The sequence below is a fragment of the Intrasporangium calvum genome (genome assembly GCF_028446585.1).
GTDB classification, from domain to species: Bacteria; Actinomycetota; Actinomycetes; order Actinomycetales; family Dermatophilaceae; genus Intrasporangium; species Intrasporangium calvum_A.
Genome location: NZ_JAPFQL010000022.1, coordinates 1 through 24,614, shown reverse-complemented (window position 1 = coordinate 24,614; position 24,614 = coordinate 1). Strand labels below are relative to the sequence as shown.

Here is a 24,614-nt window from a genome sequence, read left to right as displayed (position 1 = left end):
ATGGCAGCAGCACCGAGGCTCACCCTCGACGAGCTCCGCTCCGAGATCGAGGAGGGGACCATCGACACGGTCGTCGTCGCCTTCACCGACATGCAGGGCCGGCTCCAGGGCAAGCGCCTGCACGGCCACTTCTTCCTCGACCACGTGCTCGAGCACGGCACCGAGGGATGCAACTACCTGCTCGCCGTGGACGTGGACATGAACACCGTCGACGGCTACGCGATCTCGTCGTGGGAGCGCGGCTACGGTGACATGTTCTTCGACCTCGACCTGTCGACGCTCCGCCGCACCCCGGGTGCACCCCACTCGGCGACGATCCAGTGCGACCTGACCTGGCTCGACGGCAGTGGGATGGTGGCCCAGGCGCCCCGCAGCGTGCTCAAGGCGCAGGTGGAGCGGGCGGCGGCACTGGGGCTCACCGCCTACTGCGGGACCGAGCTCGAGTTCATCGTCTTCGAGGACTCGTTCGACGCGGCCTGGGACCGCGGCTACACCGGGTTGACCCCGGCGAACCGCTACAACGTCGACTACTCGATCCTCGGCGGCGACCGGGTCGAGCCGCTGCTCCGCGAGATCCGCAACGAGATGTACCGGGCCGGGGTCGTCGTCGAGGGCGCCAAGGGGGAGTGCAACCTCGGCCAGCACGAGATCGCCTTCCTCTACGACGAGGTGGTCCGCACCTGCGACAACCACGTGATCTACCGCAACGCGGCCAAGGAGATTGCCGCCCGGCACGGCAAGTCCCTGACCTTCATGGCGAAGTTCGACCAGCGCGAAGGCAGCTCGTGCCACATCCACCTCTCGTTGCGCGGCTCGGACGGGGCCATCTCGTTCGCCGACGACGAACGGCCCCACGGGCACAGCGAGCTCTTCGACCACTTCATGGCCGGGATCCTCGCGACCATGCCCGAGCTCACCTACTTCTATGCTCCCAACATCAACTCCTACAAGCGCTTCCAGCCCGGCTCGTTCGCGCCCACCACCATCGCCTGGGGTCACGACAACCGCACGTGCGCCCTTCGGGTCGTCGGCCATGGGGCGGCCCTCCGAGTCGAGAACCGGGTGCCCGGCGGCGACGTCAACCCCTACCTCGCGGTGGCTGCCATGCTGGCCGGCGGACTGCACGGCATCGAGGAGCGCCTCGAGCTCGAGCCGCCGTTCGAGGGCAACGCCTACACCTCGGGCCGCGAGCAGGTGCCGACGACCTTGCAGGAGGCCCGCGACCGGCTCGCCGACTCCGCCCTGGCACGACAACTGATGGGCGACGCAGTCGTGGACCATTACGTCAACGCCGCCGACGTCGAGCTGCGGGCCTTCAACGCCGCCGTGACGGACTGGGAGCGGCGCCGCGGCTTCGAGCGGCTCTGAGCCCAGCGGCATACGACTGGAGAAGGACGGACCATGAGCATCACGCACGACGTCATCAACCCGGCCACGGAGGAGCACGTCCGCACGGTCGAGCTCACGACGGTCGAGGGCACGGACGACGCCATCGCCGCCGCGGTCGCGGCCGGGCCTGCCTGGCGGGCCGTGGCGCCCGGCGACCGGGCGCGCCTGCTCCGGCGCTTCTCCGACGTCGTCGGCGAGCACCAGGAGGAGCTGGCCCAGCTCGAGGTCGCCAACTCGGGACACACGATCGGCAATGCCCGGTGGGAGGCGGGCAACGTCCGTGACGTCCTCGCCTACTACTCAGCGGCCCCCGAGCGGAACTTCGGCAAGCAGATCCCGGTGCCCGGGGGCATCGACGTGACCTTCAAGGAGCCCCTCGGCGTCGTCGGGATCATCGTCCCGTGGAACTTCCCGATGCCCATCGCCGGCTGGGGTTTCGCGCCGGCGCTCGCCGCCGGCAACACCGTCGTCCTCAAACCCGCCGAGCTGACGCCGTTGACGGCGATCCGCCTCGGCGAGCTCGCCCTCGAGGCCGGCCTCCCCGAGGGGGTCTTCACGGTCATCCCGGGCAAGGGATCGGTCGTGGGGGAGCGGTTCGTCACGCACCCGGACGTGCGCAAGGTCTGCTTCACCGGCTCGACCGAGGTCGGTCAGCGGATCATGCGCGGCGCCGCAGACCAGGTCAAGCGGATCACCCTCGAGCTCGGCGGCAAGAGCGCCAACATCGTCTTCGCCGACGCCGACATCCCCAAGGCGGCGGCCGCTGCGCCCTACGGGGTCTTCGACAATGCCGGGCAGGACTGCTGCGCCCGCAGCCGGATCCTCGTGCAGCGCAGCGCCCTCGACGAGTTCATGGAGTACTTCGAGACGGCCGTCAAGAACGTCGTCGTGGCCGATCCCCGCGACGAGGCCACCGAGATGGGCCCGCTGATCAGCGCCGGGCAGCACCAGACGGTGTCCTCCTACGTCGAGGACGCGAGCGAGCCGGTCGACGTGGCCTTCCGCGGCTCTGCCCCCGAGGGCAAGGGTTTCTGGTATCCCGCGACCGTTGTCCTCCCGCGGTCCACGTCCGACCGCGTGTGGCAGGAGGAGGTCTTCGGTCCGGTGGTGGCCGTGATGCCCTTCGACGACGAGGCCGACGCGATCGCCAAGGCCAACGACACGGCCTACGGGCTGTCGGGCTCGATCTGGACGCGCGACCTCGGCACCGGGCTGCGCGTGGCGCGCGGGGTGGAGGCGGGCAACCTGTCGGTGAACTCGCACAGTTCCGTCCGCTACTGGACGCCCTTCGGCGGCTTCAAGCAGAGCGGCATCGGCCGCGAGCTCGGCCCCGACGCGCTCGATGCGTTCACCGACGTCAAGAACGTGTTCATCAGCACCGACTGAGCTCGAGGAAGAGGAGAAGGCATGGGAGACAGGCTGGCTGGCAAGGTCGCGGTGGTCACGGGCGGCTGCTCGGGGATCGGGCTGGCGACGGTGCGGCGGTTCGCGCAGGAGGGGGCCAAGGTCGTCATCGGTGACGTCGACGAGGCGCAGGGCCCGCAGGTCGCCGCCGAGGTGGGCGGCACCTTCGTCAAGGTCGACGTGACGAGCAAGGAGGAGGTCGACGCGCTCTTCCGGACGGCGAAGGACACGTATGGCTCGGTCGACATCGCCTTCAACAACGCGGGCATCAGCCCGCCCGAGGACGACTCGATCCTCGACACGGACCTCGACGCGTGGCGGCGCGTGCAGGAGGTCAACCTGACCTCGGTCTACCTCTGCTGCAAGGCGGCGCTGCCCTACATGCTCGAGCAGAAGCGCGGCTCGATCATCAACACGGCGTCGTTCGTGGCCGTCATGGGGGCGGCGACGTCGCAGATCTCCTACAGCGCGAGCAAGGGCGGCGTGCTGTCGATGTCCCGCGAGCTCGGGGTCCAGTTCGCCCGTGACGGCATCCGGGTCAACGCGCTCTGCCCGGGTCCGGTCAACACGCCGCTGCTCCAGGAGCTCTTCGCCAAGGACGAGGAGCGGGCCGCGCGCCGGCTCGTCCACGTGCCGATGGGTCGTTTCGGTGAGCCGGAGGAGATGGCCAATGCCGTCCTCTTCCTCGCCTCCGACGAGTCGAGCTTCATCACGGCGTCGACGTTCCTCGTCGACGGCGGCATCTCTGGCGCCTACGTCACGCCGCTCTGAGGGACGAACGTCGTGTCGGACACCCCGGTCATCGGGATCACCTCCTACGTCGAGCCGGCGTCGCGGGGGGACTGGGTCGACGTGCCCTCGGCGCTCATCCCGCACTCCTACGTCCGCAAGGTCGAGGAGGCCGGCGGTATCGCCGTGCTCATCCCGCCCCGACTCGACTCCGCCCACGATGACCACCGCCTCGTGCGCGCCCTGCTCGAGCGCCTCGACGGCGTGATCATCGCGGGCGGGGCCGACGTGGCGCCCGAGCTGTATGAGGCGCAGCGCCACCCGACGGTCCAGGATTCGCGACCGGACCGGGACACGACGGAGGTCGCGATCGCCGAGGTCTCGGCGGCGGTCGACCTGCCCGTGCTCGGGATCTGCCGAGGCATGCAGGTCATGGCGGTGGCGCGCGGCGGCAGACTCGAGCAGCACCTGCCCGACCTCGTGGGACACGACGACCACTCGCCGGCGCCGGCCACCTATGGCAGTCACCCGGTGGAGACCGTGCCGGGGACGCGCATCGCCGACCTGCTGGGACCACGGGTCGACGTCCCGAGCTACCACCACCAGTCCGTCGTGACCCACCCGGGCTACGATCCCGCAGCCTGGGCGCCGGACGGGACGCTCGAGGCGATGGAGGACCCGACCTGCCGCTTCCGGCTGGCGGTCCAGTGGCATCCCGAGGAGGGGGACGATCCTCGTCTCTTCGTGGCGCTCGTCACGGCCGCCAGGTCGTATGCCGCTGAGCGCGCTCCCCGAGGCGGGTGACCAGCCTGCTCAGCTGGGCGTCCACCATGCGGACCGCAGGTTTCGGGCGCCGGACGGGGCTGCCACGATGACGGGGTGACGCACCTCCTCAGGCCTGCCACGAGCACGCTCATTATCACCTAGCGCGACGAGAGACCCTCGTCGCGCAGACCTCCCTACCCGGGGGGTCTTTTTGTTTCCCCGGCCACGAGCGGGGGAGACGCCGCGAAGCACACCGAGCCCAGCGGCATACGGATGAATGAGGGACCGAGGGGCGAACGGTCACGCCGACCCGCCACGACTACGAGAGAATCACGTCATGGAAGCGCTCCACGTCTACGACACCACCCTGCGCGACGGCGCACAGCAGGAGGGGCTCAACCTCTCGGTGTCCGACAAGCTCGCCATCGCCGGACTGCTCGACGAGCTGGGGGTCGACTTCATCGAAGGCGGTTGGCCGGGCGCCAACCCGAAGGACACGGAGTTCTTCGAGCGCGCCCGGACCGAGCTGCACCTGCGTCACGCGACGCTGGCCGCCTTCGGGGCAACGCGACGTGCGGGTTCTTCGGCCGGAGAGGACCCGCTCGTCGCCGCTCTCGTGGACGCTGGCACCTCCGTCGTCTGCCTCGTCGCCAAGTCCCACGTCCGCCACGTCGAGCAGGCGTTGCGGACCACGCTCGACGAGAACCTCGCCATGGTCCGCGACACGGTCTCGCACCTCGTCGCAGCGGGGAAGCGCGTCTTCCTCGACGCGGAGCACTTCTTCGACGGCTGGCACCTCGACCGGGACTACGCCCTGTCGGTGGTCCGCACCGCCCACGAGGCGGGCGCCGAGGTCGTCGTCCTCTGCGACACCAACGGCGGCATGCTCCCGCACGTCGTGGAGGAGGTCGTTGCCGACGTCATCGCCGCGACCGGTGCCCGGGTGGGCGCGCACTGCCACAACGACACCGGCTGCGCCGTCGCCAACTCCGTCGCCGCGGTGCGGGCCGGGGCAACGCACGTCCAGGGCACGCTCAACGGCTACGGCGAGCGCACCGGCAACGCCGACCTCGTCACCGTCGCTGCCAACCTCCAGTTCAAGCTCGGCCTCCCCGCGATGGCCGACGAGTCGCTGCGCAAGGCCATGCACATCGCCCACGCGATCAGCGAGATCACCAACGTGCCCGCCTACAGCCGTCAGCCGTACGTCGGCGCGAGCGCCTTCGCGCACAAGGCCGGCCTGCACGCGAGCGCGCTCAAGGTCGACCCCGACCTCTACCAGCACCTCGACCCCTCGCTGGTCGGCAACGGGATGCGCACCCTGGTCTCCGACATGGCCGGCCGCGCAAGCATCGAGCTCAAGGCCAAGGAGTCGGGGCTCGACCTGTCCGACCGGCCCGACGTGGTCGCCGCGGTCCTGGCCGAGGTCAAGGAGCTCGAGCAGCGCGGCTGGACCTTCGACGCGGCCGATGCGACGGTCGAGCTCATGGTCCGTGAGGCCCTCGAGCCGGGTAGCACCCGCTACTTCGAGGTCGAGTCGTGGCGGGTCATGACCGACTCGTCCGGGGAGGGTGACGCCGCCTCGGAGGCGACCGTCAAGCTCGTTGCCGACGGCGCCCGCCACCTCGCCGTGGGGGAGGGCAACGGCCCGGTCAACGCCCTCGACCACGCGATCCGGGAGGGCCTGGCCAAGGCCTACCCCGAGATCGAGAAGCTCGAGCTGATCGACTTCAAGGTCCGCATCCTCGACGCCTCGCACGGCACCGACGCGGTCACGCGGGTGCTCATCGAGATGTCCGACGGCGAGACGTCGTGGGACACCATCGGTGTCGCCGGCTCGATCCTCGCCGCCTCGTGGCGGGCCCTCACCGACGGCATCGTCTACGGCCTGATGCGTCAGGGCGTCCCGAGGCGCTGAGCCAGCCCGGTCAGCCAGTTCGGCGCGTCGGCTCGGAAGTCCGCTGCGTCGCGCGTGGGGGCGCCCTGCGGGATCGCGCCGAGCACTCCCTCCGGACGCTCGGCGAGGTAGTCGTGGTTGGTCTGCTCGAGGTGGCTCGGGGTGTCCGGCCAGGAGCCGATGACGGTGCCGAGGCCGCGGATCCCTCTGCTGCGCAGCGCCTCCCGCGTCAGCATGGTGTGGTTGAGGGTGCCGAGCGCGCTGCGGGCGACGACGATGACGGCGGCATCGGGGAGCGCCAGGGCAAGGTCGGCGAGCGTCTCGCCCGCGTCGGTCAGCTCGACGAGGAGTCCGCCGGCGCCCTCGACGATGACGGGGTCGTGCTCGGTGGCCAGCTCGTTGATCGCGTCGACGTGGTCGGCGAGGGTGGGGAGCGTGGCGCTCTCGAGTGTGGCGGCCGGTCGGGGTGCCATCGGCTCGCGCAGCCGGCACCCCTCGAGGGTGGGGATGCCCGACAGCCGCTCGACCTCGCCCATGTCCCCGGGCTCGCCGGGTGCCACGCCGGTCTGGACGGGCTTGTATGCCGCTGGGCTCAGTCCCGCCCCCGCCAGCACTGCCGCGGTGGCTGCGGTGACGACGGTCTTGCCGACCTCGGTGTCGGTCCCGGTGATGATGAGCACGCGTGGGAGCTCGGCGTTGCGTGGGGTGCGGCGGCCGTGCCGGGCTGCGGTCTCGGCGACGAGGCGGGCAGCGTGCTCGACCTCCTCGCGGGTCAGGTCGGCGCGGGCGGTGACCCGCAGCCGGGAGAGGCCGTCGGGCACGCTCGGTGGGCGGAAGCAGCCGACGAGCACTCCCTGCTCCCGCAGGTCGAGGCACGCCGCGACCGCTGACTCGGGTGAGGGCATCGGGATGGACTGGACGGCTCCGGCCGACTCGTCGATCCCGCACAGCCGGGCGATGGTGGCGGCGTGCTCCCGCACTCGCGCGGCCAGCGACGGGTCGGACGCGACGCGGCGAGCCGCCTCGGCGGCGGCCCCGGCTGCTGCGGGCGCCAGGCCGGTGTCGAAGATGAAGCTGCGGGCGGTGTTGACGAGGTGATCGCGGATCGCGGGCGAGCTGAGCGCCGCACCGCCCTGGGCGCCGAGCGACTTGGAGAGGGTGGCCGTCACGACGACGTTCGGCACGCCGTTGAGGCCCACCTCGGCGACGAGCCCCCGGCCCCGCCCGGCGACGCCGATGCCGTGTGCCTCGTCGACGACGAGCAGCGCGTCGTGCCGGGTGGCCACCTCGGCGAGCCCGACCAGCGGAGCGGCATCCCCGAGCACGGAGTAGATCGACTCGACGGCGACGACGACCCGTGACCCCCGCCGGGCAGCGAGCGCCGCGTCGAGGTCGTCGACGTCGTTGTGCCGGAAGGTCGCATAGGGCACGCGGGACATGCGGGCCGCGTCGTGCAGGGAGGCGTGGGCGTGCTCGTCGAGGAGGATCTCGGCGCCGCGGCCGGCCATCGCGGTGAGGACGCCGAGGTTGGCGGCATAGCCGGTCGAGAAGGCCAGCGCGCTCGGCTGCCCCGTCAGCTCGGCGAGGGCGGCCTCCAGCTCGCGGTGGATCGGCAGCGTCCCGGTCACGAGCCGCGAGGCCGTGGCCCCGGCGCCGTGCCGGTCGATGGCCGCGTGGGCGGCAGCCAGGACGCGGGGATCGCGCGACAGGCCGAGGTAGTCGTTGCTCGCGAGGTCGAGCGGAGCCGATCCACCCGCGTCCCGAAGGACCGGGTCGGCGCGGACCGTGCCCCGCTCGAGGCGCAGCGATGCCCGTTCGGCGAGCCAGTCGTCCCACGTGCTGCCGGTCATCGGCCGTGCACCTCCTCGACGGCCCCGACGATGGCGGCGCCGATCCTGGCGACGTCCTCGTCCGCGCTGACATACGGGGGCATCGTGTAGACGAGGTCGCGGAACGGGCGCACCCAGACGCCGCGCTCCAGTGCTGCCCGTGTCACGCGCGTCACGTCGACGGGCTGGTCGAGCTGGACGACCCCGACGGCGCCGAGGACGCGGACGTCCTGGACGGCGCCCAGCCCTCGCGCGGGCGCCAACCCGGCCGCCAGGCCGCGCTCGACCCGGGCGACGTCGACCTGCCAGCCGAGTCCGAGCAGGTCGAGCGAGGCACCCGCCACGGCGCAGGCCAGCGGGTTGGCCATGAACGTCGGCCCGTGCAGCAGCGCGCGGAACTCCGACCGCGTGATGACCGTCCCGACCTCCGCGGTCGTGAGGACCGCTGCGAGCGTGAGGTAGCCGCCGGTCAGCGCCTTGCCGACGCACATGACGTCGGGCGTGACGCCGGCCCACTCGCACCCGAAGAGCCGCCCGGTCCGGCCGAAGCCGGTCGCGATCTCGTCGGCGACGAGGAGCAGCCCGTGCTCGTCGGCGACCTCGCGCATGACGCGCAGGCACTCGGGGTCGTAGACGTGCATGCCGCCCGCGCCCTGGAGCACCGGCTCCACCACGATCGCGGCCAGCTCGTCCGTATGCCGCTGGGCCAGCTCCCGGAAGCCGGCGGCCCAGGCGTCGACCTCCGCGACCAGCGCCGCCGGGCGCTCGGCGTCCAGGGGCAGCCGGGCTGCGGGTGGGCGCGGGGCGAAGACGTGCCGGGCCAGCACCCCGGGGAAGGCCGAGTGCATCCCGTCGACGGGGTCGCAGACGCTCATCGCCGCGAAGGTGTCGCCGTGGTAGCCGCCGCGCACCGTGAGGAAGCGCTGCCGGCCGGCGCGGCCGCGGGCCGCCTGGTACTGCAGCGCGAGCTTGAGCGCGACCTCGACGGACACCGAACCGGAGTCGGCGAAGAAGACGTGCGCCATGCCGGGGGCCATCGCGACGAGCCGCTCGGCGAGGGACACGGCGGGCTCGTGCGTCAGGCCGCCGAACATCACGTGGCTGAACCGGTCGACCTGTGCGTGCGCCGCGGCGTCAAGGACCGGGTGGCGGTAGCCGTGGATCGCGCACCACCAGGACGACATCGCGTCGATGGCCTCGAAGAGCTCTCCCTCAGCCGAACGCAGACTCAGCCGGACCCCGGAAGCCGACTCAGCGGCATACGGCATCGGCCCGTCGAGCGGGGCGTAGGGGTGCCAGACGAGCCCGCTGTCGCGTGCGCTGACCGAGCGCACGGCGAGGTCAGGCATTGGGGGCCAGAGCGGTCCCGGCACCGCGGCGGCGGATCGACGGGTCGTGCGAACCGGCCCCGGCCCCAGCGTCCTCCGCCCCGAGCACGACGAAACCGTTGTCGCGGATCAGCTCGAGGTCCGCCTCGGCGGCCTGCCCCTCGGACGTGAGGTAGTCGCCGAGGAAGATCGAGTTCGCGACGTGCAGGGCCAGGCCCTGGAGCGAGCGCAGGTGCATCTCCCGACCGCCCGCGATGCGAATCTCCTTGTCGGGACAGACGAACCGCGCCATCGCGAGGATCTTGACGCAGCGCGCGGGGGAGAGGTCCCACGTGCCCTCGAGCGGCGTGCCGTCGAAGGGCATGAGGAAGTTGACCGGGATCGAGTCCGACCCGAGGTCGCGCAGCGCGAAGAGCGCCTCGACGAGCTGCTCGTCCGACTCGCCCAGACCGGCGATGAGGCCCGAGCATGCGGACAGCCCGGCTGCCTGGGCCCGTTCGACCGTGTCCACGCGGTCGGCGTAGGTGTGCGTCGTGACGATGTCGTCGTGGTGGGACTCGGCCGTGTTGATGTTGTGGTTGTAGGCGTCGACGCCCGCCGCACGCAGCCGCTCGGCCTGGCCGTCCTTGAGCAGGCCGAGGCACGCGCACACCTCGACATCGGGGTGCTCGGCCTTGAGCGCGCCCACCATCCCGGCGACGCGCTCGACATCGCGGTCGGTCGGACCGCGACCGCTGCTCACCATGCACACGCGGGTGGCGCCGCCGCGGAGCCCGGCCGTGGCCTGCTCGATCGCCTCGTCCGTCTTGAGCCAGGTGTACTTGAGGATGTCCGCGCCCGAGCCGAGCCGCTGGGAGCAGTAGCCGCAGTCCTCGGGGCACAGGCCCGACTTGAGGTTGACGAGGTAGTTGACCTTGACCGTGTTGCCGAAGTGCGCGCGGCGCAGGCGGGCGGCGGCCGCGACGAGGGGGAGGAGCGCGTCGTCGGGCGCCGTGAGGACGCTCAGGGCGTCGGCCTCCGTGGCCGGTGTCCCGGCGAGAACGGCGTCGGCGAGCTGGTCGAAGGTCGGCATGGCGCTCCTGTCTTGAACGGCGTTCAATTGAACGGCGTTCAGTATGCCGTCGGTCGGTGGCAGGATGTCAATCGCTGCCCGTGAGAGGAGGAGGTGACGTGTGGCACTGACCCGTGCACAGGTCGTCTCCACCGCGGTCGACCTGCTCCGCCGCTATGGCCTCGCCGACCTGTCGATGCGCCGCCTCGCCCGGGAGCTCGACGTCCAGCCGGGCGCCCTCTACTGGCACGTGGCGAGCAAGCAGGAGCTCCTCGTCGAGGTCGCCGGCGCACTCCTGGCGGAGGTGCCCGAGCCGCGCGACGACCTGCGGGCCCACGAGGCCCTTGCCGTCCTCTCGACCGCGGTCCGAGCGGCCCTCGCGCCCGTGCCCGACGCGGCCGACGTCGTCGGGATGGCGTATGCCGCTGAGCGGGCTGCCGTCCCAGCCCTGCGTGAGCTGCGCGGCCTGGTCGGGCGCGCCGGGGTGCCGGCTGAGGCATGTGAGGCGGTGACCGACCTGCTCGTCCACCACATCCTGGGCTCAGTCGCCCTGGAGCAGAACGAGCGTCAGGCGGGTGCCGTCGACCCTTCGTACGTCGGGCGGGATGCCGCCGAGGTGGCTGCGTCGTTCGCCGTGGGACTCGACGTGATCCTTTGCGGTTCGGTCGGCACAAAGGTCAGCGGTTCGTAAATTTTCCACCAAGGTTTGGTGCGCTTCGAGGGGCGAAACCGCATGGGCTTCGGATTCCGTCACGGCTGATCCCTTTGTGGTTCAGGGCGATTCGGGAGGATCCAGGGTCTTGGCGGATGGACCGTGGTTCGGTTTGCGGTGTTTGCACCCGATCTGGGATTGTCGGCGCGGCCCACCACCCTCCACGGGCCAATGGCTCGCCCTAGGCGTCGCGTCGGCATGTGCCGGCACGGCGGCTTGGGCTGGATCAGGGGAGTTCGTGTGAACGTCTTGCTGCGTTTCAGCGTGTCCGTTGTGGCTTCGGCCCTCGTTGCCACCGGGCTCGTCGCCCCTCCGGCGCAGGCGTCCGCGCAGGCGTTATCGCGGCCGGCAGCCGTCCCGGCCGGCCCGCCGCCTTGGGAGCCGCCGAAGCCACCGGTCAACAGCGATCTCCAGGCCGGCGCGGTCCCGCGACAGGGCGACGTTGCCGCGGGCAAGGACGCCCCGAAGGCGAAGCGCGTCAAGGAGCTCCCGGCGAAACGGAGCGCGAACGGCAAGGTCTTCGAGCTGAGCGACGGACGCCTGGAACAAGAGCTCTCCGTGGTGCCCGTCCACTACCGGGGCAAGGATGGGCAGTGGCGCGACATCGACACGGCTGTGAAGGCGGTGTCGGGAGAGCGCGGCTACTCCTTCGGTAACCGGGCGAACCAGTTCTCCTCCTTCTTCGGCACGTCCCGGGATCGGCTGGTGCTCTTCCGCGAGGGAGATGCCGAGATCTCGCTCGGCCTCGCCGACGACGCGGACCCAACCACCATGAAGGTGCGACCGGTTGTCGATGGGAACCGCGTCACTTTCCCGGACGCCCTCGGTCAGGGTGTCGATCTCACATATGTGGTGACGCCGGAAGGCCTCAAGGAGGACATCGTCCTCAATGAGGTCCCCGAGACCTTCTCGTGGACCTTCGACCTGCACACCAAGGGCCTCACGGCTGTGCAGCGTGCTGACGGCTCGATCACCTTCCACCGAGGCGGCGCCGACGGTCCGGCGGAGTTCTTGATTCCCCGGCCGTTCATGTTCGACGGCAAGGTCGACCCGGGCTCGATGACGGGGTTCGTCACCTCGGAGAAGGTCGAGCAGACTCTCTCCGGTTCAGGGGACGAGCAGCAGGTCACGATCACGGTCGACGAGGCCTGGGTCAAGGACACGGAGCGGGTGCTCCCCATCCGGATCGACCCGACCATCACCGTTGCCCCCGCCCTGGGCGAGGCGCAGAACGTCATGATCCTGTCGGAGGCGCCCGCTACGAACTATGCGTCGTCGTGGAAACTGTCCGTCGGCACCACGGGTTATGGCAAGGCTCGGTCGCTGGTGAAGTTCCCCCTGGATCAGATCCCGATGGGGACGAAGATCGAGCAGGCCAACCTCCAGATGTACTACTCGCAGTGGCACACCACCAACGACAACTCCGTCACAGTGGAGGCTCACCGAGCGACTGCCGCCTGGTCCGAGTCGACGGCGAACTGGAACAACGCGTCGGCGAACGTCGGCGAACTGTCGGCCAACGAGGTGCGCCTGGAGAACGGCGTCGAAGACCCGGAAGGGTATGGCACCGCGGGCCCCTGCAGCGTCAGCCCCTGCGGCTCGACGACGACGGCGAGTGACTGGACGACGCAGGCCTACTCGGGCGCGTCCAACGGGAACTACGTCTACAACAAGGACGCAGACACCACGGACCGCTACCAGTGGCGCCCGCGAATCACCGAGAGCGGTCCGTATCGCATCTCCGCGTACTACGTGAAGGCTCCTGGCCGAGCGACCGACTCTCCGTTCTGGATGTACTCGGCGGATCCGACCCAGGTCGTGACCGTGAACCAGTACGCGTCGACAGCCTCGAGCGTGTGGGGCTACCTGGGCACCAAGAACTTCAATGCAGGCACCAGTGGCAGCGTGATCCTTGGGGACCGGGCCAACCTCATCACCAACGGTGACGTGGTCAAGTTCCGCAAGGAGGCCCTGCAGACCAAGGACGCCAACAAGGTCGACCAATGGCACTCGTTCTCGGTGCGTCACACGGTTCAGTCCTGGCTCGACGGCCGTTACCCGAACTACGGGTTCGTGCTCAAGGTCTCCGACGCCGACGAGGGTGTGCTGGGGAAGGGCGGGCCACGCTACGAGGCCGCGGAATACGCCTACAACGGCGAGGCGGCGAACTGGCCCAAGCTCGTCGTTCGTTACGGAGTCCCGGGTGTGGATCTGAAGCCGGTCGACACGATCTATGCGAGCGGCGCGAAACTGGCGTGGAACGCCTACGTCGACCCGACCGGAACCTCGAGCACAGGCGACGACCTCGTCGAGTACCAGGTGCACCGCTCGACGGACTCGACCTTCTCGCCGTCCTCCTCCACGTTGGTGGCACCGGTCAAGCCGGGCACCCTGTCCTTCACCGACACCACTGCCGAGGTGACGGCGGCGGACGACCCGAGCGAGTTCGGGGGCAACCTCTACTGGTACCAGATCGCGGCCAAGACGCGCGATGGCCGCCTCCTACCCGGCCTGATCCGGATGGTGCGTCTGCCCAAGGCGGGCCGGGTCACTCGAATCTACTGGAACTCGGGCTACGACACGACCATCTCCTCGGCGTCGCCGACGACGAACTTCAACCTCTTCTACAGCAAGCACTGGCTGAACATCGGCAACAGCTATGGCTCGACGGGCACCGAGAAGCGCGCCCTGCTGAAGTTCAACACGCCCACCGACATCCCCGCCGGCGCGCAGATCCTGTCCGCCAAGATCAAGACCTACCAGTCCGACTCGGGCGGCAACCTCAACGCCGTCTACCGACTGCACGAGCTGACCCGTGACTTCAACGAGACCACGGCGACGTGGAACCAGGCGGCAACGGGAGTTCCGTGGACCACCCCGGGCGGCGACTTCTCCTCCACAGTGGTCGACGACCTGACCTACATCAACTCCGACCCGGCTCGAATGAACTGGGATGCCACCTCGTCCGTGAAGGAGTGGCTGGCGAACCCGGCCTCCAACAAGGGATTCCTGCTCAAGATCTCCAACCCGACCACGCCGCTGGACTGGCTGAGCCTGCTCTCTGACGAGGCCTCCGAGCCGCTGCTGCGACCCCGGCTCGTCGTCGAGTACCTGGAAGCCACGGCGGCCTCGACGTACGACGCGGCGGCGACCCCTGACACGGTGGAGACCGGGTCCACGCAGACGGTCGACGTGACCATCACGAATCCGACTGGCTCCGAATGGACCCCAGCCGCGATGGACCTGACCTACCGCTGGAAGACCCCGGACGGCCAGGACGTGACGACGTCAGCGAACCAGGCGTTCACGGCGCTGCCCGAGACGCTCTCGCCGGGGGAGGCCGTGACGGTCAAGGCGACGGTCAAGGCGCCGGTCGCGGGAACGACCTCGGCGGACGCGATCAAGGCGTTCCCGCACGTGCTGGAGTGGGAGCTGCGCGACAAGGCCACCGGAGTGCTGCTGTCGAAGAAGTCGACCGGGGCGATCCCGGCGCTGGCTCAACGCGTCACTGCCGTGACCCCCACCTCGGACCAGATCGGCCTGGAGAAGTTTTATGCATACTCCGGCAAGGCAACCGGTGCTGGCGCGACCCTGACGAACAATCTGTATGCCGGCAACGCCGTTTGGTCGTACAGCCCCATCAGCAACCCGGGGCGTGGCCTCGGCAGCTTCTTCCGACTGGCCTACAACAGCCAGGACACCAGCGACACCGTCTCCGGATTCGGCTGGAGCATGCAGGCCTCGTCCCTGACGCGTCTCGGTGCCCCGCTGGACCTGCACCCGAACCGCAACCCCAGCACGGTCAAGCTCACGGATGGTGACGGCACGACCCACACCTTCACCGTCGACCCCAACGACCCGAACCGGAACAACTTCGTCAGCCCGAAGGGCGTGCACCTCTACCTGCAGCGGCAGAACGTCTGTGACGCCCGGGTGACGGACCTGCAGGCGTGGGTCATGACCCGCCCGGACCGGACGCAGTTCTTCTACGACTGTGATGGGTTCCCCACCTCGATCGTGGACAACAACGGCAACACGATGACCTTCACGTACGAGGCGCGCCGCTCGCAGAACAAGCCGACGAAGTTCCTCAAGTACGTCACGGACGCCACGGGGCGGCAGGTCCTGACGCTCGACTACTACGACAAGGGCGACAGCTACCCGCTCGTCTCTGACACCGCCTGGACGGTGTCCACCGCCACCAACCTGACGAACCCGTTCGTCATCGACCACGTCCGCTCGGTGACTGACCACACGGGTCGCCAACTGACCTTCGCCTACACGGACAAGGGTCTGCTCGGCCAGATCACGGACGGAGCCGGCTCCAGTCAGCCCAAGGTGTTCGGGTTCCAGTACGACATGACGCAGGGCAACAAGAACGCCAAGCTCGTCAAGGTCGTCGACCCACGAGGCAAGGGCACCTCGCTCGAGTACTACACCGCGCCGCAGGACCCGAAGTTCAAGTGGGCCCTGAAGAGCATCACGGACCGGCTCGGGAACCCGACCTCCTTCGCGTACGCCGACCCGGACGGTGCGCAGGGCCAAGCCATCTCGGCAACGGTGACCGACGCGGAAGGCAACTCAGCGGCATACGACCTTGATGGGTACGGACGCCCGACGAAGACGACCAACGCGAAGAGCGAGACGACTCAGCTCGGGTGGGACGACCAGCACAACGTGACTCGCCTGACCGAGGCCAACGGGGCCGTATCCACCTGGGTCTACGACGCGCTGACCGGCTACCCGACCGAGATCAAGGACGCCACGGCGGTCAAGAACGGCACCGCCGGGACGACGCTGACCTACCAACGCGGGATGGGCGGCCGGATCGCGGACCTGACCGGCAAGCGTTCACCGGAGGGCCGCACCTGGGCCTTCACGTACACGGGCGAGGGTGATCTCGCGTCGGTGACCGACCCTGCGGGGACGGCGACGACCACGGCCGGGGACTTCACGACCAGCTACACCTACGACGGGTGGGGTCAGCTGCTGACGGCCAAGGACGCCAACGGCAACCTCACGAGGAACGCGTCGTTCGAGGCCAACGGTTACCCGCGGGAGATCACCGACGCCCTCGCGCAGAAGACGGCGTTCGCCTACGACGACGCGGGGCGAGTGCTCACCGTGACGGACGCCCTGGGCAAGAAGACCGAGCAGACCTACGACGTCTACGGCCGTCCGCTGGTCACAAAGGTGCCCAAGGACCAGGCGGCGGGCATCTACATCACGACGCCGGCCCCGACGTACGACCCCAATGACAACGTCACGGTCAGCACGGCACCCAACGGTGCGCAGTCGACGGCGGTCTACGACGCCGCGGACCGGGTGACCGCAAGCACCTTGCCGAAGGACTCGGACACCGGTCCCGAGCGCAAGAGCACGTTCACCTACGACAAGATCGGCAACCTGCTCACGCAGGTCGAGCCGCGAGGCACGGCAACCGCCGAGGCGGGCGACTTCACGACGACGTATGCGTACGACCCCATCTACCAAGTCACCTCGGTGACGAACGCGGCGGGCGGGAAGACCACCTACACCTACAACACCGTCGGCGACCTGGTCACTGTGGTCGACCCGCGCAAGAACGCCACCTCGGCGACCGACGACTACACGTCCAAGTTCGAGTACGACCTGGCCCACCGCCTCACGCGCACCATCGACGCGGCCGGCAAGGCCAGCTCGCAGACCTACGACCGCGACGGGCTCGTCGTATCGAGCACCGACCAGGAGAACCGGACGACCACGGTCACGCTGGACGCGCGGGGTCAGGTGAGCGAGGCGAAGTCACCGTTCAAGGACGAGGCGGGGACCATCCTCTACCGGTACACCCGGTTCGAGTACGACCAGGTCGGCAACCGCACGAAGGTCATCACGCCTCGGGGTGTTGCCACGGCCACCGTGGCGGACGACTTCATCCACCAGACCGTGTATGACCAGTTGAACCGGGTCAAGGAAACGCTGACCCCGTTCGACCCGTCGGACGCCCGCTACAAGACGGCGAACAAGACGACGTACGCCTACGACGCGGTCGGCCGGCTCAAGACGCTCTCGCTGCCTCCGTCGGAGGGGCAGAGCGTCCGCAACGACACGGGCTACGGCTACTGGGACAACGGGGCGATCAAGTCCTCCACGGACCCGTGGGACATCATCACCACCTACGACTACAACGCGCTCGGTCAGCAGACGAAGCGGACGCTGACCTCGGCGGGTGGCCAGTCGCGGGTGATGACGTGGGACTACCACCCGGACGGCAAGCTGAAGGCTCGGGCTGACTCGGGTGCGCCGGTCGGTGCGCATGTGGTGCTCGTCGATGACGGCGACACCGGCAACGTCAAGGCCACTGGCACGTGGGCCACCTCTACCGCCGGTTCGGGGTTCCAGGGGGTTGGTTATCGCACCCACGCTGCCGGGTCCGGCACGGACACGTTCGAGTGGACGCTCAACATTCCCCAGGACGGTCAGTACACGCTCTACGCGAAGTACCCAGCGGTCACGGGGGCTTCCACGAGCGCGACCTACACGGTCAAGCACGCCTCTGGTGAGGCGAAGCCGACGGTGAACCAGGCCACCCAGGCCGGTCAGTGGGTCTCGCTGGGCAAGTACACGTTCGCTGACGGCAACGCCGCGAAGGTGACGCTGGCCCAGTCGGCCGGCGGGGTCGTGGTCGCTGACGGGGTCAAGGCGGTGCGGGACACCACCGGTGAGTCCGACGCGGAGAACCGGGACTTCGTCTACGGGTATGACGTCAATGGGAACCTGACCAGCGTCACGGACCGGCGCACGGGTGTTGCGGTGACGAGCTATGCCGTCGCCTACACGCAGCTGAACCAGGTCAAGACGGTCACCGAGTCCGGTGCGGGCAGCGGGACGACGACGTTCACGTACAACGAGAACGGCGCGGTCAAGAGCACGGCGCACGCCAAGTCGTACGCGAGCTACGAGTACGACGCGCGGGACCTGCTCGCGAAGGTCACCAACGGCGCCTCGGCGTCTGACCCTGCCGCGAAGACGACCACGTACACGTACAGCGACGCTGGGCGGCGGTTGCGGGAGGTCAAGGGCAACGGGAACACCGTCGACTACGGGTACTTCCTGGACGGCTCGGTGCGCTCGATGCTGGAGAAGACCTCGGCCGGAGTGAAGGTGGCCGAGCACGCGTTCGACTACGACCTGAACGGCAACCGCACCAAGGACGCGGCGTCGGTGATGAACGCGGACAACCACGGCGCGCTGGTGGCGACGACGTCGGTGTACGGGTTCGACCCGCTGGACCGGGTCGCGTCGGTGACCAAGACCGGCGCGGGTGCCGGTAGTGAGTCGTACACGCACGACGCGAACGGCAACGTCATCGCGCAGAGCATCGGTGGGGTCGCGACCTCGTTCACCTACGACCGGAACCGGCTGCTGACGGCGGCGACCGGGGGCAGCTCGGCGGCCTACACGTATGACCCGTTCGGGCGCCTCGAGTCGGTCACTTCGGCGGGCAAGCAGATCGAGCGGAAGGTGTATGACGGGTTCGACCACGTCATCGAGCACCGCAAGCTGACCGAGGCGGGGTCGCTGGCCAAGACGACGTACGGGTTCGACGCGCTGGACCGGACGGTGTCCAAGACGACCGGTGCGGGCACCGCGGACGCGAAGACGACCGACTTCGCCTACCTGGGCCTGACCGAGCAGCTGCTCGAGGAGCTGAACGCCGCGACCGACGCGGTCGAGGCGAAGTACACGTACTCCGCGACCGGGGAACGGCTCGGCCAGTCCAAGAAGAACACCTCAGGTACGTGGGAGGACTCCTTCTACGGGTACAACGCGCACTCCGACGTCGAAACCCTCACCGGGGCCGACGGGGCGACCCGGGCCACGTACGGCTACACCGCGTACGGCTCCAATGACGCGGCCCGGTTCACCGGGATCGACAAGCCGAGCGTGGGCGAGCCCGGCGGCGAGGCGTACAACGTGTACCGGTACAACGCGAAGCGGTGGGACGCCGCCTCCGGTGAGTACGACATGGGGTTCCGGGACTACAACCCCGGGTTGAACCGGTTCACCACCCGCGACATGTACAACGGCGCCCTGGCCGACCTGAACCTGGCCACCGACCCGTTCAACGGCAACCGGTACGCCTTCGCCGGCGGCAACCCGATCAACCGCATCGAACTCGACGGCCACGTTGCGCTTCCCTACGACGGAGTCGCCGGGGATGCGGGGTCCGTTTCAGCGAGCTCGTCTTTCTGGGACACGATCGTTGAAGGCTCAAAGGACGCAGTGGGCGTTGCCAGGGGCTTCGGTGAGGGAGCCGTCGACACAGTCTCAGGGCTCTGGGAGTGTGGCTCGGCGATCGTCGACTGCGGGAAGAACGTGTGGTCCTTCGCGGGCGCGGTCAAGGACGACCCGTCAGTGGCTTGGCGAGCAATGACTGACGACATCGTTGACGACTGGAACAATGACAACCAGGGAGAAGCCATCGGCCGTGGCGCCTTCTCGGTGGTCGAGTTGGTGTTCGGGCTGAAGGGCGTTGGTAAACTCTCGAAGGCTTCGAAAGCCGGAGACGGGGCAAGCAGCGAGGCGAGCCTGCTCTCGCGCGCCAATGTAGCCAGGGACGCCGCTCTTGAGCGTCTGACAACTGTTCGAAGCGCCGACCGGCCAGCGACGGTGGTGGGTGCCTACAACGTCCGCACAGGTGAGGTGGCAGTGGGCCAAAGCTCAAAGGTCCTGCAAGAATGTGCTGAAGCGTGCGCAGTACGAATGCTTGGTGGCAATGCCGCCGATATCCGCTTCACGCGTGCTTTCAGACCCAATGGTGTGGGTGCACCGTTCCGTGAGATACCGGTCTGCGCTTCCTTCTGTGAGCCTGCCTATGGCCGTGGAGCGTTCCCAGACCCGCTGACTCGGTTCGCGTCGGATGGGATCGGATGAGCACGTTGGGGATGTATGAACTGCTGGCGCGGATGCAAGGCGCAACCCGGGAGGATGCGGAACATCTACGCCTCAAGCTCGAGGCCGACTACGCACCCAACCAAGTGCTTCGAGAGGGTGCCGCTGAACTCGCTACCGGAATCATTGCTGGTCTTGCCGGCGCTTCGACGTCTGGTCGTCTGGAGTCCTGGGAATTGCTCGCGGTCTTGGCGGCGGGCGCTGTGCCGCCCACAGCCGCTGACCCGGACGTTGTTGCTGCCGCCCAGGGCGCTCTGATCGAGGCAGTCCCGTTCGTGTCGGCGCGGGTCGCGAGTCCCCAATCCAAGGAGTCCGACTACCTTGCCGTCGACGTGCTGGACGCAGTCAGCGTCTTCGGGAAGGGCGCGGTCCGATCTCAGATCATCCGGGCCCTGCGAGCGTTCGCGGAACGGGGGGAACGGGAAGCAGCACGAGTGCAGGTTGTCCTTGAAGGGCTGGGGCCTGACCCTGGTTCTTGACACGCTGAATCCAGCATCTGAGGTTCCCCCGGAACGTGGAGGCATCGACAATGAGGATCGAGGTGCCAGAGAAGCGGAAGAAGGACGACCAGCAGTTCCCTGAGGGGGCGTTCGGATCGTCGAAGAGACCGGGAAGCCGATCGCGCAGATCGCGCGTGATCTGGGCGTGAATGGCGGCCTACCAGCGCCAGGCAGCGCTCGGGAGTCTGTACGTGGAGTTCCACGTCCCGGCGGCAACCCTGCGGCCCGACGGACCCCAGGTTGGGCGCAGATTCCCAGCCCAGTCACCCGCTATACGGCCGGCTCGCCGCGAAGACAGGGGCGCCTCTCCGGAGCCTGGTTCCAGCATGCAACATCGTTATGGTGGGCTCATGCTGAACCTTCTCGACTTCGCAGCCGGATGGGTCGCGGGATGGCAGCGTGGGCGCGAGTCAAGGCCCCCTGGTTGTCCGCAACCCGTACGGTGAATTGGTCACCATGTACCCGGTCCGCTGACATGCCCATCTCTGTTCTGCTCCGGAAGGAACGTGGCGAGATAGTCCGCTCAATGACGGTGCCGTACGAGCCGGCGCCGGCCAGTTGGGATGCGGAAGAGCATCCGATGCTTGCCGGGGTTGATCCCCACGGAAACGCCATCTTCAACGCGCGCCAGATGCGTCGGATCCGCTTGGAGGCCGAGGCGCTGCTGGCCGGCGAACTAACCCTCGGTCAACGGCTCGCCCTGGAGGGTGTGGTGGAACTCTGCGATGCGGGACAGCGGCCACCACATCGCTACCTGTGGTTTGTCGGCGACTAACTCGCCGCGAGATTCCGGGCTCATCACAGATAAAGGTGCAGCGGGCTGGGCGGGGCTGGTGTCGGGGTAGGCATCGAGGTCTCCCGGTGATGGAGGTTCCTACACCGACCACCCAGAAGACCTCGACTTGTCTGACGTTACCTTCGCCTGCCCTGACCTGACCAAGTTCTGCCGGCTCGACGAGCTCGGCCTCGTCGTGACCGGGCCACGCGTGGAGCCCGACCGTGCCGTGCTCGCGTGCCGAGTCGCCGAGCCCGATCAGTGGTGGCGCCGCTGCGGCTGCGAAGGCCTCCGGCGGGACACTGTCACCCGTCGCCTTGCCCACGAGCCGCTGGGGTGGCGCCTGTCGGCAGCGCCCGACCCGGCTGGAGGTGACGGTCCGGCGGTACCGGTGCACGGGGTGCGGGCACGTGTGGCGACAGGACATGACTCGGGCGGCCGAGCCGCGGGCGAAGCTGTCCCGGAGCGGGCTGCGCTGGACGCTGGAAGCCTTGGTCGTCCAGCACCTCACGGTGGCACCGTTCGCCGACGGGCTCGGGGTGTCGTGGAACACTGCCAACGACGGTCCTGAAGGAGGGCAAGCGGGGCCTGATCGACGACCCGGCCCGGTTCGACGGGGTCACCGCGGTCGGGGTCGATGAGGGGCCTTGACCCCGGTCCTTGGACATGGGGTGGGATTACGCCGCTGACCGGAGCGTAGCGGCGGTGAGGCCCTACAGGAACGCCCGCGCGTGCCCCCTCCCGTCCCTGTGGCCGGAGCCTCCCGTTCTGCCGATGCTGGTGTTCGAGGACCCCGCACTCTTCGTTCGCGACCCTGCCTATCGGCCCGGTGACGGTCGGGGTGAGGGACAGGTCCAGTGGCCAGTAGCGTCGAGGAAACCCTCTCGTCAACGGCTCGTCGTCGCTGGGAGGAAGAGATGATCAAGCACGTAGACCTGGTCGACTGCCTGAGTCGCAGTTTCCCGGAGCGCCGATGCGAGATCCTGGCACGAGCAAACGAGCTCGACCGCGACCTCTGCTCAGTGGTGTCCGCGCTCTTCTGGTGGGGGATTCTCGAGCCGTGTCGACGACGCCTGAAAACTGACCCTGTATCGACGGTCGAATTTTGACCCCCTGCAGAGACCCTGTCCTCAGCTTCGAGGCAGGGAGGCAGGAGTGTTGTCAGTGGAGGACTGGGCAGAGATCCGTAGGTTGCACCGGGCTGAGGGGATGCCGATCCGGGTGATCGCCAGGACGTTGGGCATCGCCCGGAACACGGTGCGTGCCGCGTTGGCCGCGGACGGGCCGCCGAGGTACGAGCGGACCCCGGCGGGGTCGGCGGTCGACGGGTACGAGGCGCGGATCCGGGAGCAGTTGCAGGCGGTGCCGACGATGCCGGCCACGGTGATCGCCGAACGGGTGGGGTGGACGCGGGGGATGACGGTGTTCAAGGAGCGGGTGCGTGATCTGCGCCCGGCGTACCTGCCGCCGGACCCGGCTTCGCGCACCACGTACGTGGCGGGTGAGCTGGCCCAGTTCGACTTCTGGTTCCCGCCGATCGAGCTGCCGGTGGGGTTCGGCCAGTCCCGCACCCCGAAGCAGCTGCCGGTGATGACGATGGTGTCGGGGTACTCCCGGTTCGCCGGAGCGACGCTGATCCCGTCGCGGGAGGCCGAGGACCTGTTCGCCTGCTGGTGGCGGCTGCTGTCGCAGCAGCTCGGCGCCGTCCCGAGGACGCTGGTGTGGGACGGGGAGGGCGCGGTCGGGCGGTGGCGGGCCCGGGCCCCGGAGCTGACCGGGGCATGCCAGGCGTTCCGCGGGGTGCTGGGCGTGAAGGTGTACATCTGCAAGCCGGCCGACCCGGAGGCCAAGGGCATGATCGAGCGGTTCCACGACTACCTCGAACGCTCTTTCCTTCCCGGGCGGAGCTTCACCGGCCCGCAGGACTTCAACACCCAGCTCGAGTCCTTCCTGCTCAAGGCCAACGGCCGCCGGATGCGGGTGCTCGGCTGCCGCCCGGACGATCGGGTCGCCGCGGACCGGGCGGCGATGCTGGCGCTGCCGCCGGTCGCGCCTCAGGTCGGCTGGCGGGCCACGACCCGGTTGCCGCGCGACCACTACATTCGGGTCGACTCGAACGACTACTCGGTCCACCCGTCGGTGATCGGGCGCCGGGTCGAGGTCCACGCCGACCTCGCGCGGGTGTGGGTGACCTGCGAGGGGACGGTCGTGGCCGACCACGCCCGGGTGTGGGCCAGGCACCAGACGGTCACCGACTTCGAGCACGCCGTCGCCGCCAAGCTGATCCGCCGCGGCCGGGCGGACCTGCTCCGCCCGGTTCCCGAGCCCGCCGGCGAGCAGGTCGAGGTCCGCTCCCTCGACACCTACGACGCCGCGTTCGGCCTCGACGGGCTGCAGGACGAACTCGACGGGCAGGTGTCCTGATGGCCACCAAGACCACCCCCGCAGTCAGGCAGGAACTGCGGACCGGGCGGGATGTCTCCTCGGAGCTGGAGTACCTGACCCGCGCGTTGAAGGCGCCCACCCTGCGTGAGTCGATCGACCGGCTGGCCCAACGCGCCCGCGACGAGGCGTGGACCCACGAGGAGTTCCTGGCCGCCTGCCTGCAACGCGAGGTCGCCGCCCGCGAGGCCCACGGCGGTGAAGGGCGGATCCGGGCCGCCCGGTTCCCCGCCCGCAAGTCCCTCGAGGACTTCGACTACGACCACGCCCGCGGCCTGAAACGAGAGACCATCGCCCACCTGGGCACCCTCGACTTCGTCGCCGCGAAGGAGAACGTCGTGCTGCTCGGACCGCCGGGCACCGGCAAGACCCACCTCGCCACCGGCTTGGCGGTCCGCGCCTGCCAAGCCGGGCACCGGGTCCAGTTCGCCACCGCCTCCCAATGGGTCGACCGGCTCGCCGACGCCCACCACGCCGGCAAGCTGCAGGACGAGCTGCGCCGCCTCGTGCGCTACCCCGTCCTGGTCATCGACGAGGTCGGCTACATCCCCTTCGAACCGGAAGCGGCCAACCTGTTCTTCCAGCTCGTCTCCTCCCGGTACGAACGAGCCAGCCTGATCGTGACCAGCAACAAGACCTTCGCCCGCTGGGGCGAGGTCTTCGGCGACGACACCGTCGCCGCCGCCATGATCGACCGGCTGGTGCACCACGCCGAAGTCATCGCTCTCAAGGGCGACTCCTACCGGCTCAAGAACCGAGACCTCGGCCGCGTCCCCGCAGCCGTCACCGAAGAGAACTGAAAACCCCAGGGGGTCAAAATTCAACCGACGATCGGGGGTCAGTTTTCAGCCGCCGTTGA

The 24,614-nt window shown here is 69.0% G+C and carries 14 protein-coding genes and 1 pseudogene; 12 read left to right on the top strand and 3 right to left on the bottom strand.

All coding sequences use genetic code 11. The annotated features are described in order from the left end of the window. From OO014_RS07010 to cimA, 5 genes are all read left to right on the top strand, one after another. Nucleotides 1–1,368: a glutamine synthetase family protein gene (locus tag OO014_RS07010; RefSeq protein ID WP_272461575.1), complete on the top strand. Its 1,368-nt coding sequence runs from the start codon at nucleotides 1–3 to the stop codon at nucleotides 1,366–1,368. Between the two features lie 33 nt (nucleotides 1,369–1,401). Next, nucleotides 1,402–2,775, top strand: coding sequence for an aldehyde dehydrogenase family protein (locus OO014_RS07005; protein WP_272461574.1), 1,374 nt, complete (start codon nucleotides 1,402–1,404; stop codon nucleotides 2,773–2,775). 21 nt (nucleotides 2,776–2,796) lie between these two features. Beyond that, nucleotides 2,797–3,564 carry a 3-oxoacyl-ACP reductase gene (locus tag OO014_RS07000; protein WP_272461573.1) on the top strand — a complete coding sequence of 256 codons (768 nt, stop codon included), beginning with the start codon at nucleotides 2,797–2,799 and terminating at the stop codon, nucleotides 3,562–3,564. Nucleotides 3,565–3,576: 12 nt separating this feature from the next. Further along, nucleotides 3,577–4,326, top strand: a complete 750-nt coding sequence (locus OO014_RS06995; RefSeq protein WP_272461572.1) for a gamma-glutamyl-gamma-aminobutyrate hydrolase family protein — start codon at nucleotides 3,577–3,579, stop codon at nucleotides 4,324–4,326. Nucleotides 4,327–4,624: 298 nt separating this feature from the next. Then, entirely contained in the window at nucleotides 4,625–6,205 is a 1,581-nt protein-coding gene (gene cimA / locus OO014_RS06990) for a citramalate synthase (RefSeq protein ID WP_272461571.1), read from the top strand. On the opposite strand, the gene bioD is transcribed toward cimA, so the two are convergent. The 3 genes from bioD to bioB are packed head-to-tail and all read right to left on the bottom strand — an operon-like array spanning nucleotide 6,184 to nucleotide 10,413. Further along, on the bottom strand, nucleotides 6,184–8,034 hold the full coding sequence (bioD, locus tag OO014_RS19295) for a dethiobiotin synthase (RefSeq protein ID WP_334685035.1): 1,851 nt from the start codon (nucleotides 8,032–8,034) through the stop codon (nucleotides 6,184–6,186). The two genes, cimA and bioD, sit on opposite strands and share 22 nt — an antisense overlap. Next, nucleotides 8,031–9,362 (bottom strand): adenosylmethionine--8-amino-7-oxononanoate transaminase, encoded by a 1,332-nt coding sequence (locus OO014_RS06975; protein WP_272461570.1) that lies wholly within the window; start codon nucleotides 9,360–9,362, stop codon nucleotides 8,031–8,033. The genes bioD and OO014_RS06975 overlap by 4 nt, the downstream gene beginning before the upstream one ends. Then, on the bottom strand, nucleotides 9,355–10,413 hold the full coding sequence (gene bioB / locus OO014_RS06970) for a biotin synthase BioB (protein ID WP_272461569.1): 1,059 nt from the start codon (nucleotides 10,411–10,413) through the stop codon (nucleotides 9,355–9,357). The genes OO014_RS06975 and bioB overlap by 8 nt, the downstream gene beginning before the upstream one ends. A 100-nt stretch (nucleotides 10,414–10,513) precedes the next feature. Here bioB and OO014_RS06965 point away from each other — a divergent pair, with 100 nt between their 5' ends. The 7 genes and pseudogenes from OO014_RS06965 to istB all read left to right on the top strand — a co-directional run bounded on the left by OO014_RS06965 (nucleotide 10,514) and on the right by istB (nucleotide 24,555). After that, nucleotides 10,514–11,083, top strand: a complete 570-nt coding sequence (locus OO014_RS06965; RefSeq protein WP_272461568.1) for a TetR/AcrR family transcriptional regulator — start codon at nucleotides 10,514–10,516, stop codon at nucleotides 11,081–11,083. Nucleotides 11,084–11,344: 261 nt separating this feature from the next. Next, nucleotides 11,345–20,020 (top strand): DNRLRE domain-containing protein, encoded by an 8,676-nt coding sequence (locus OO014_RS06960; protein ID WP_272461567.1) that lies wholly within the window; start codon nucleotides 11,345–11,347, stop codon nucleotides 20,018–20,020. A gap of 11 nt (nucleotides 20,021–20,031) precedes the next feature. Beyond that, complete coding sequence (locus OO014_RS06955; RefSeq protein ID WP_272461566.1) at nucleotides 20,032–20,517, top strand: hypothetical protein; 486 nt, start codon at nucleotides 20,032–20,034, stop codon at nucleotides 20,515–20,517. Between the two features lie 547 nt (nucleotides 20,518–21,064). Then, nucleotides 21,065–21,313 (top strand): hypothetical protein, encoded by a 249-nt coding sequence (locus tag OO014_RS06950; protein ID WP_272461565.1) that lies wholly within the window; start codon nucleotides 21,065–21,067, stop codon nucleotides 21,311–21,313. A gap of 127 nt (nucleotides 21,314–21,440) precedes the next feature. Further along, a pseudogene (locus OO014_RS06945) lies at nucleotides 21,441–21,955 on the top strand (ISL3 family transposase); the annotation flags it as partial. Nucleotides 21,956–22,468: 513 nt separating this feature from the next. Continuing rightward, nucleotides 22,469–23,737 (top strand): IS21 family transposase, encoded by a 1,269-nt coding sequence (istA, locus tag OO014_RS06940; protein ID WP_272461564.1) that lies wholly within the window; start codon nucleotides 22,469–22,471, stop codon nucleotides 23,735–23,737. Beyond that, nucleotides 23,737–24,555 carry an IS21-like element helper ATPase IstB gene (gene istB / locus OO014_RS06935; RefSeq protein ID WP_272461563.1) on the top strand — a complete coding sequence of 273 codons (819 nt, stop codon included), beginning with the start codon at nucleotides 23,737–23,739 and terminating at the stop codon, nucleotides 24,553–24,555. Before istA ends, istB begins: the two co-directional genes overlap by 1 nt. The last annotated feature ends 59 nt before the right edge of the window (nucleotides 24,556–24,614 follow it).

Coding starts and splice junctions, on each gene's coding strand:
- istB (WP_272461563.1), top strand. CDS start 23,737: ATGGCCACCAAGACCACCCCCGCAGTCAGGCAGGAACTGCGGACCGGG.
- bioD (WP_334685035.1), bottom strand. CDS start 8,034: ATGACCGGCAGCACGTGGGACGACTGGCTCGCCGAACGGGCATCGCTG.
- bioB (WP_272461569.1), bottom strand. CDS start 10,413: ATGCCGACCTTCGACCAGCTCGCCGACGCCGTTCTCGCCGGGACACCG.
- OO014_RS06950 (WP_272461565.1), top strand. CDS start 21,065: ATGACGGTGCCGTACGAGCCGGCGCCGGCCAGTTGGGATGCGGAAGAG.
- OO014_RS06975 (WP_272461570.1), bottom strand. CDS start 9,362: ATGCCTGACCTCGCCGTGCGCTCGGTCAGCGCACGCGACAGCGGGCTC.
- OO014_RS06955 (WP_272461566.1), top strand. CDS start 20,032: ATGTATGAACTGCTGGCGCGGATGCAAGGCGCAACCCGGGAGGATGCG.
- OO014_RS07010 (WP_272461575.1), top strand. CDS start 1: ATGGCAGCAGCACCGAGGCTCACCCTCGACGAGCTCCGCTCCGAGATC.
- cimA (WP_272461571.1), top strand. CDS start 4,625: ATGGAAGCGCTCCACGTCTACGACACCACCCTGCGCGACGGCGCACAG.
- OO014_RS07000 (WP_272461573.1), top strand. CDS start 2,797: ATGGGAGACAGGCTGGCTGGCAAGGTCGCGGTGGTCACGGGCGGCTGC.
- OO014_RS07005 (WP_272461574.1), top strand. CDS start 1,402: ATGAGCATCACGCACGACGTCATCAACCCGGCCACGGAGGAGCACGTC.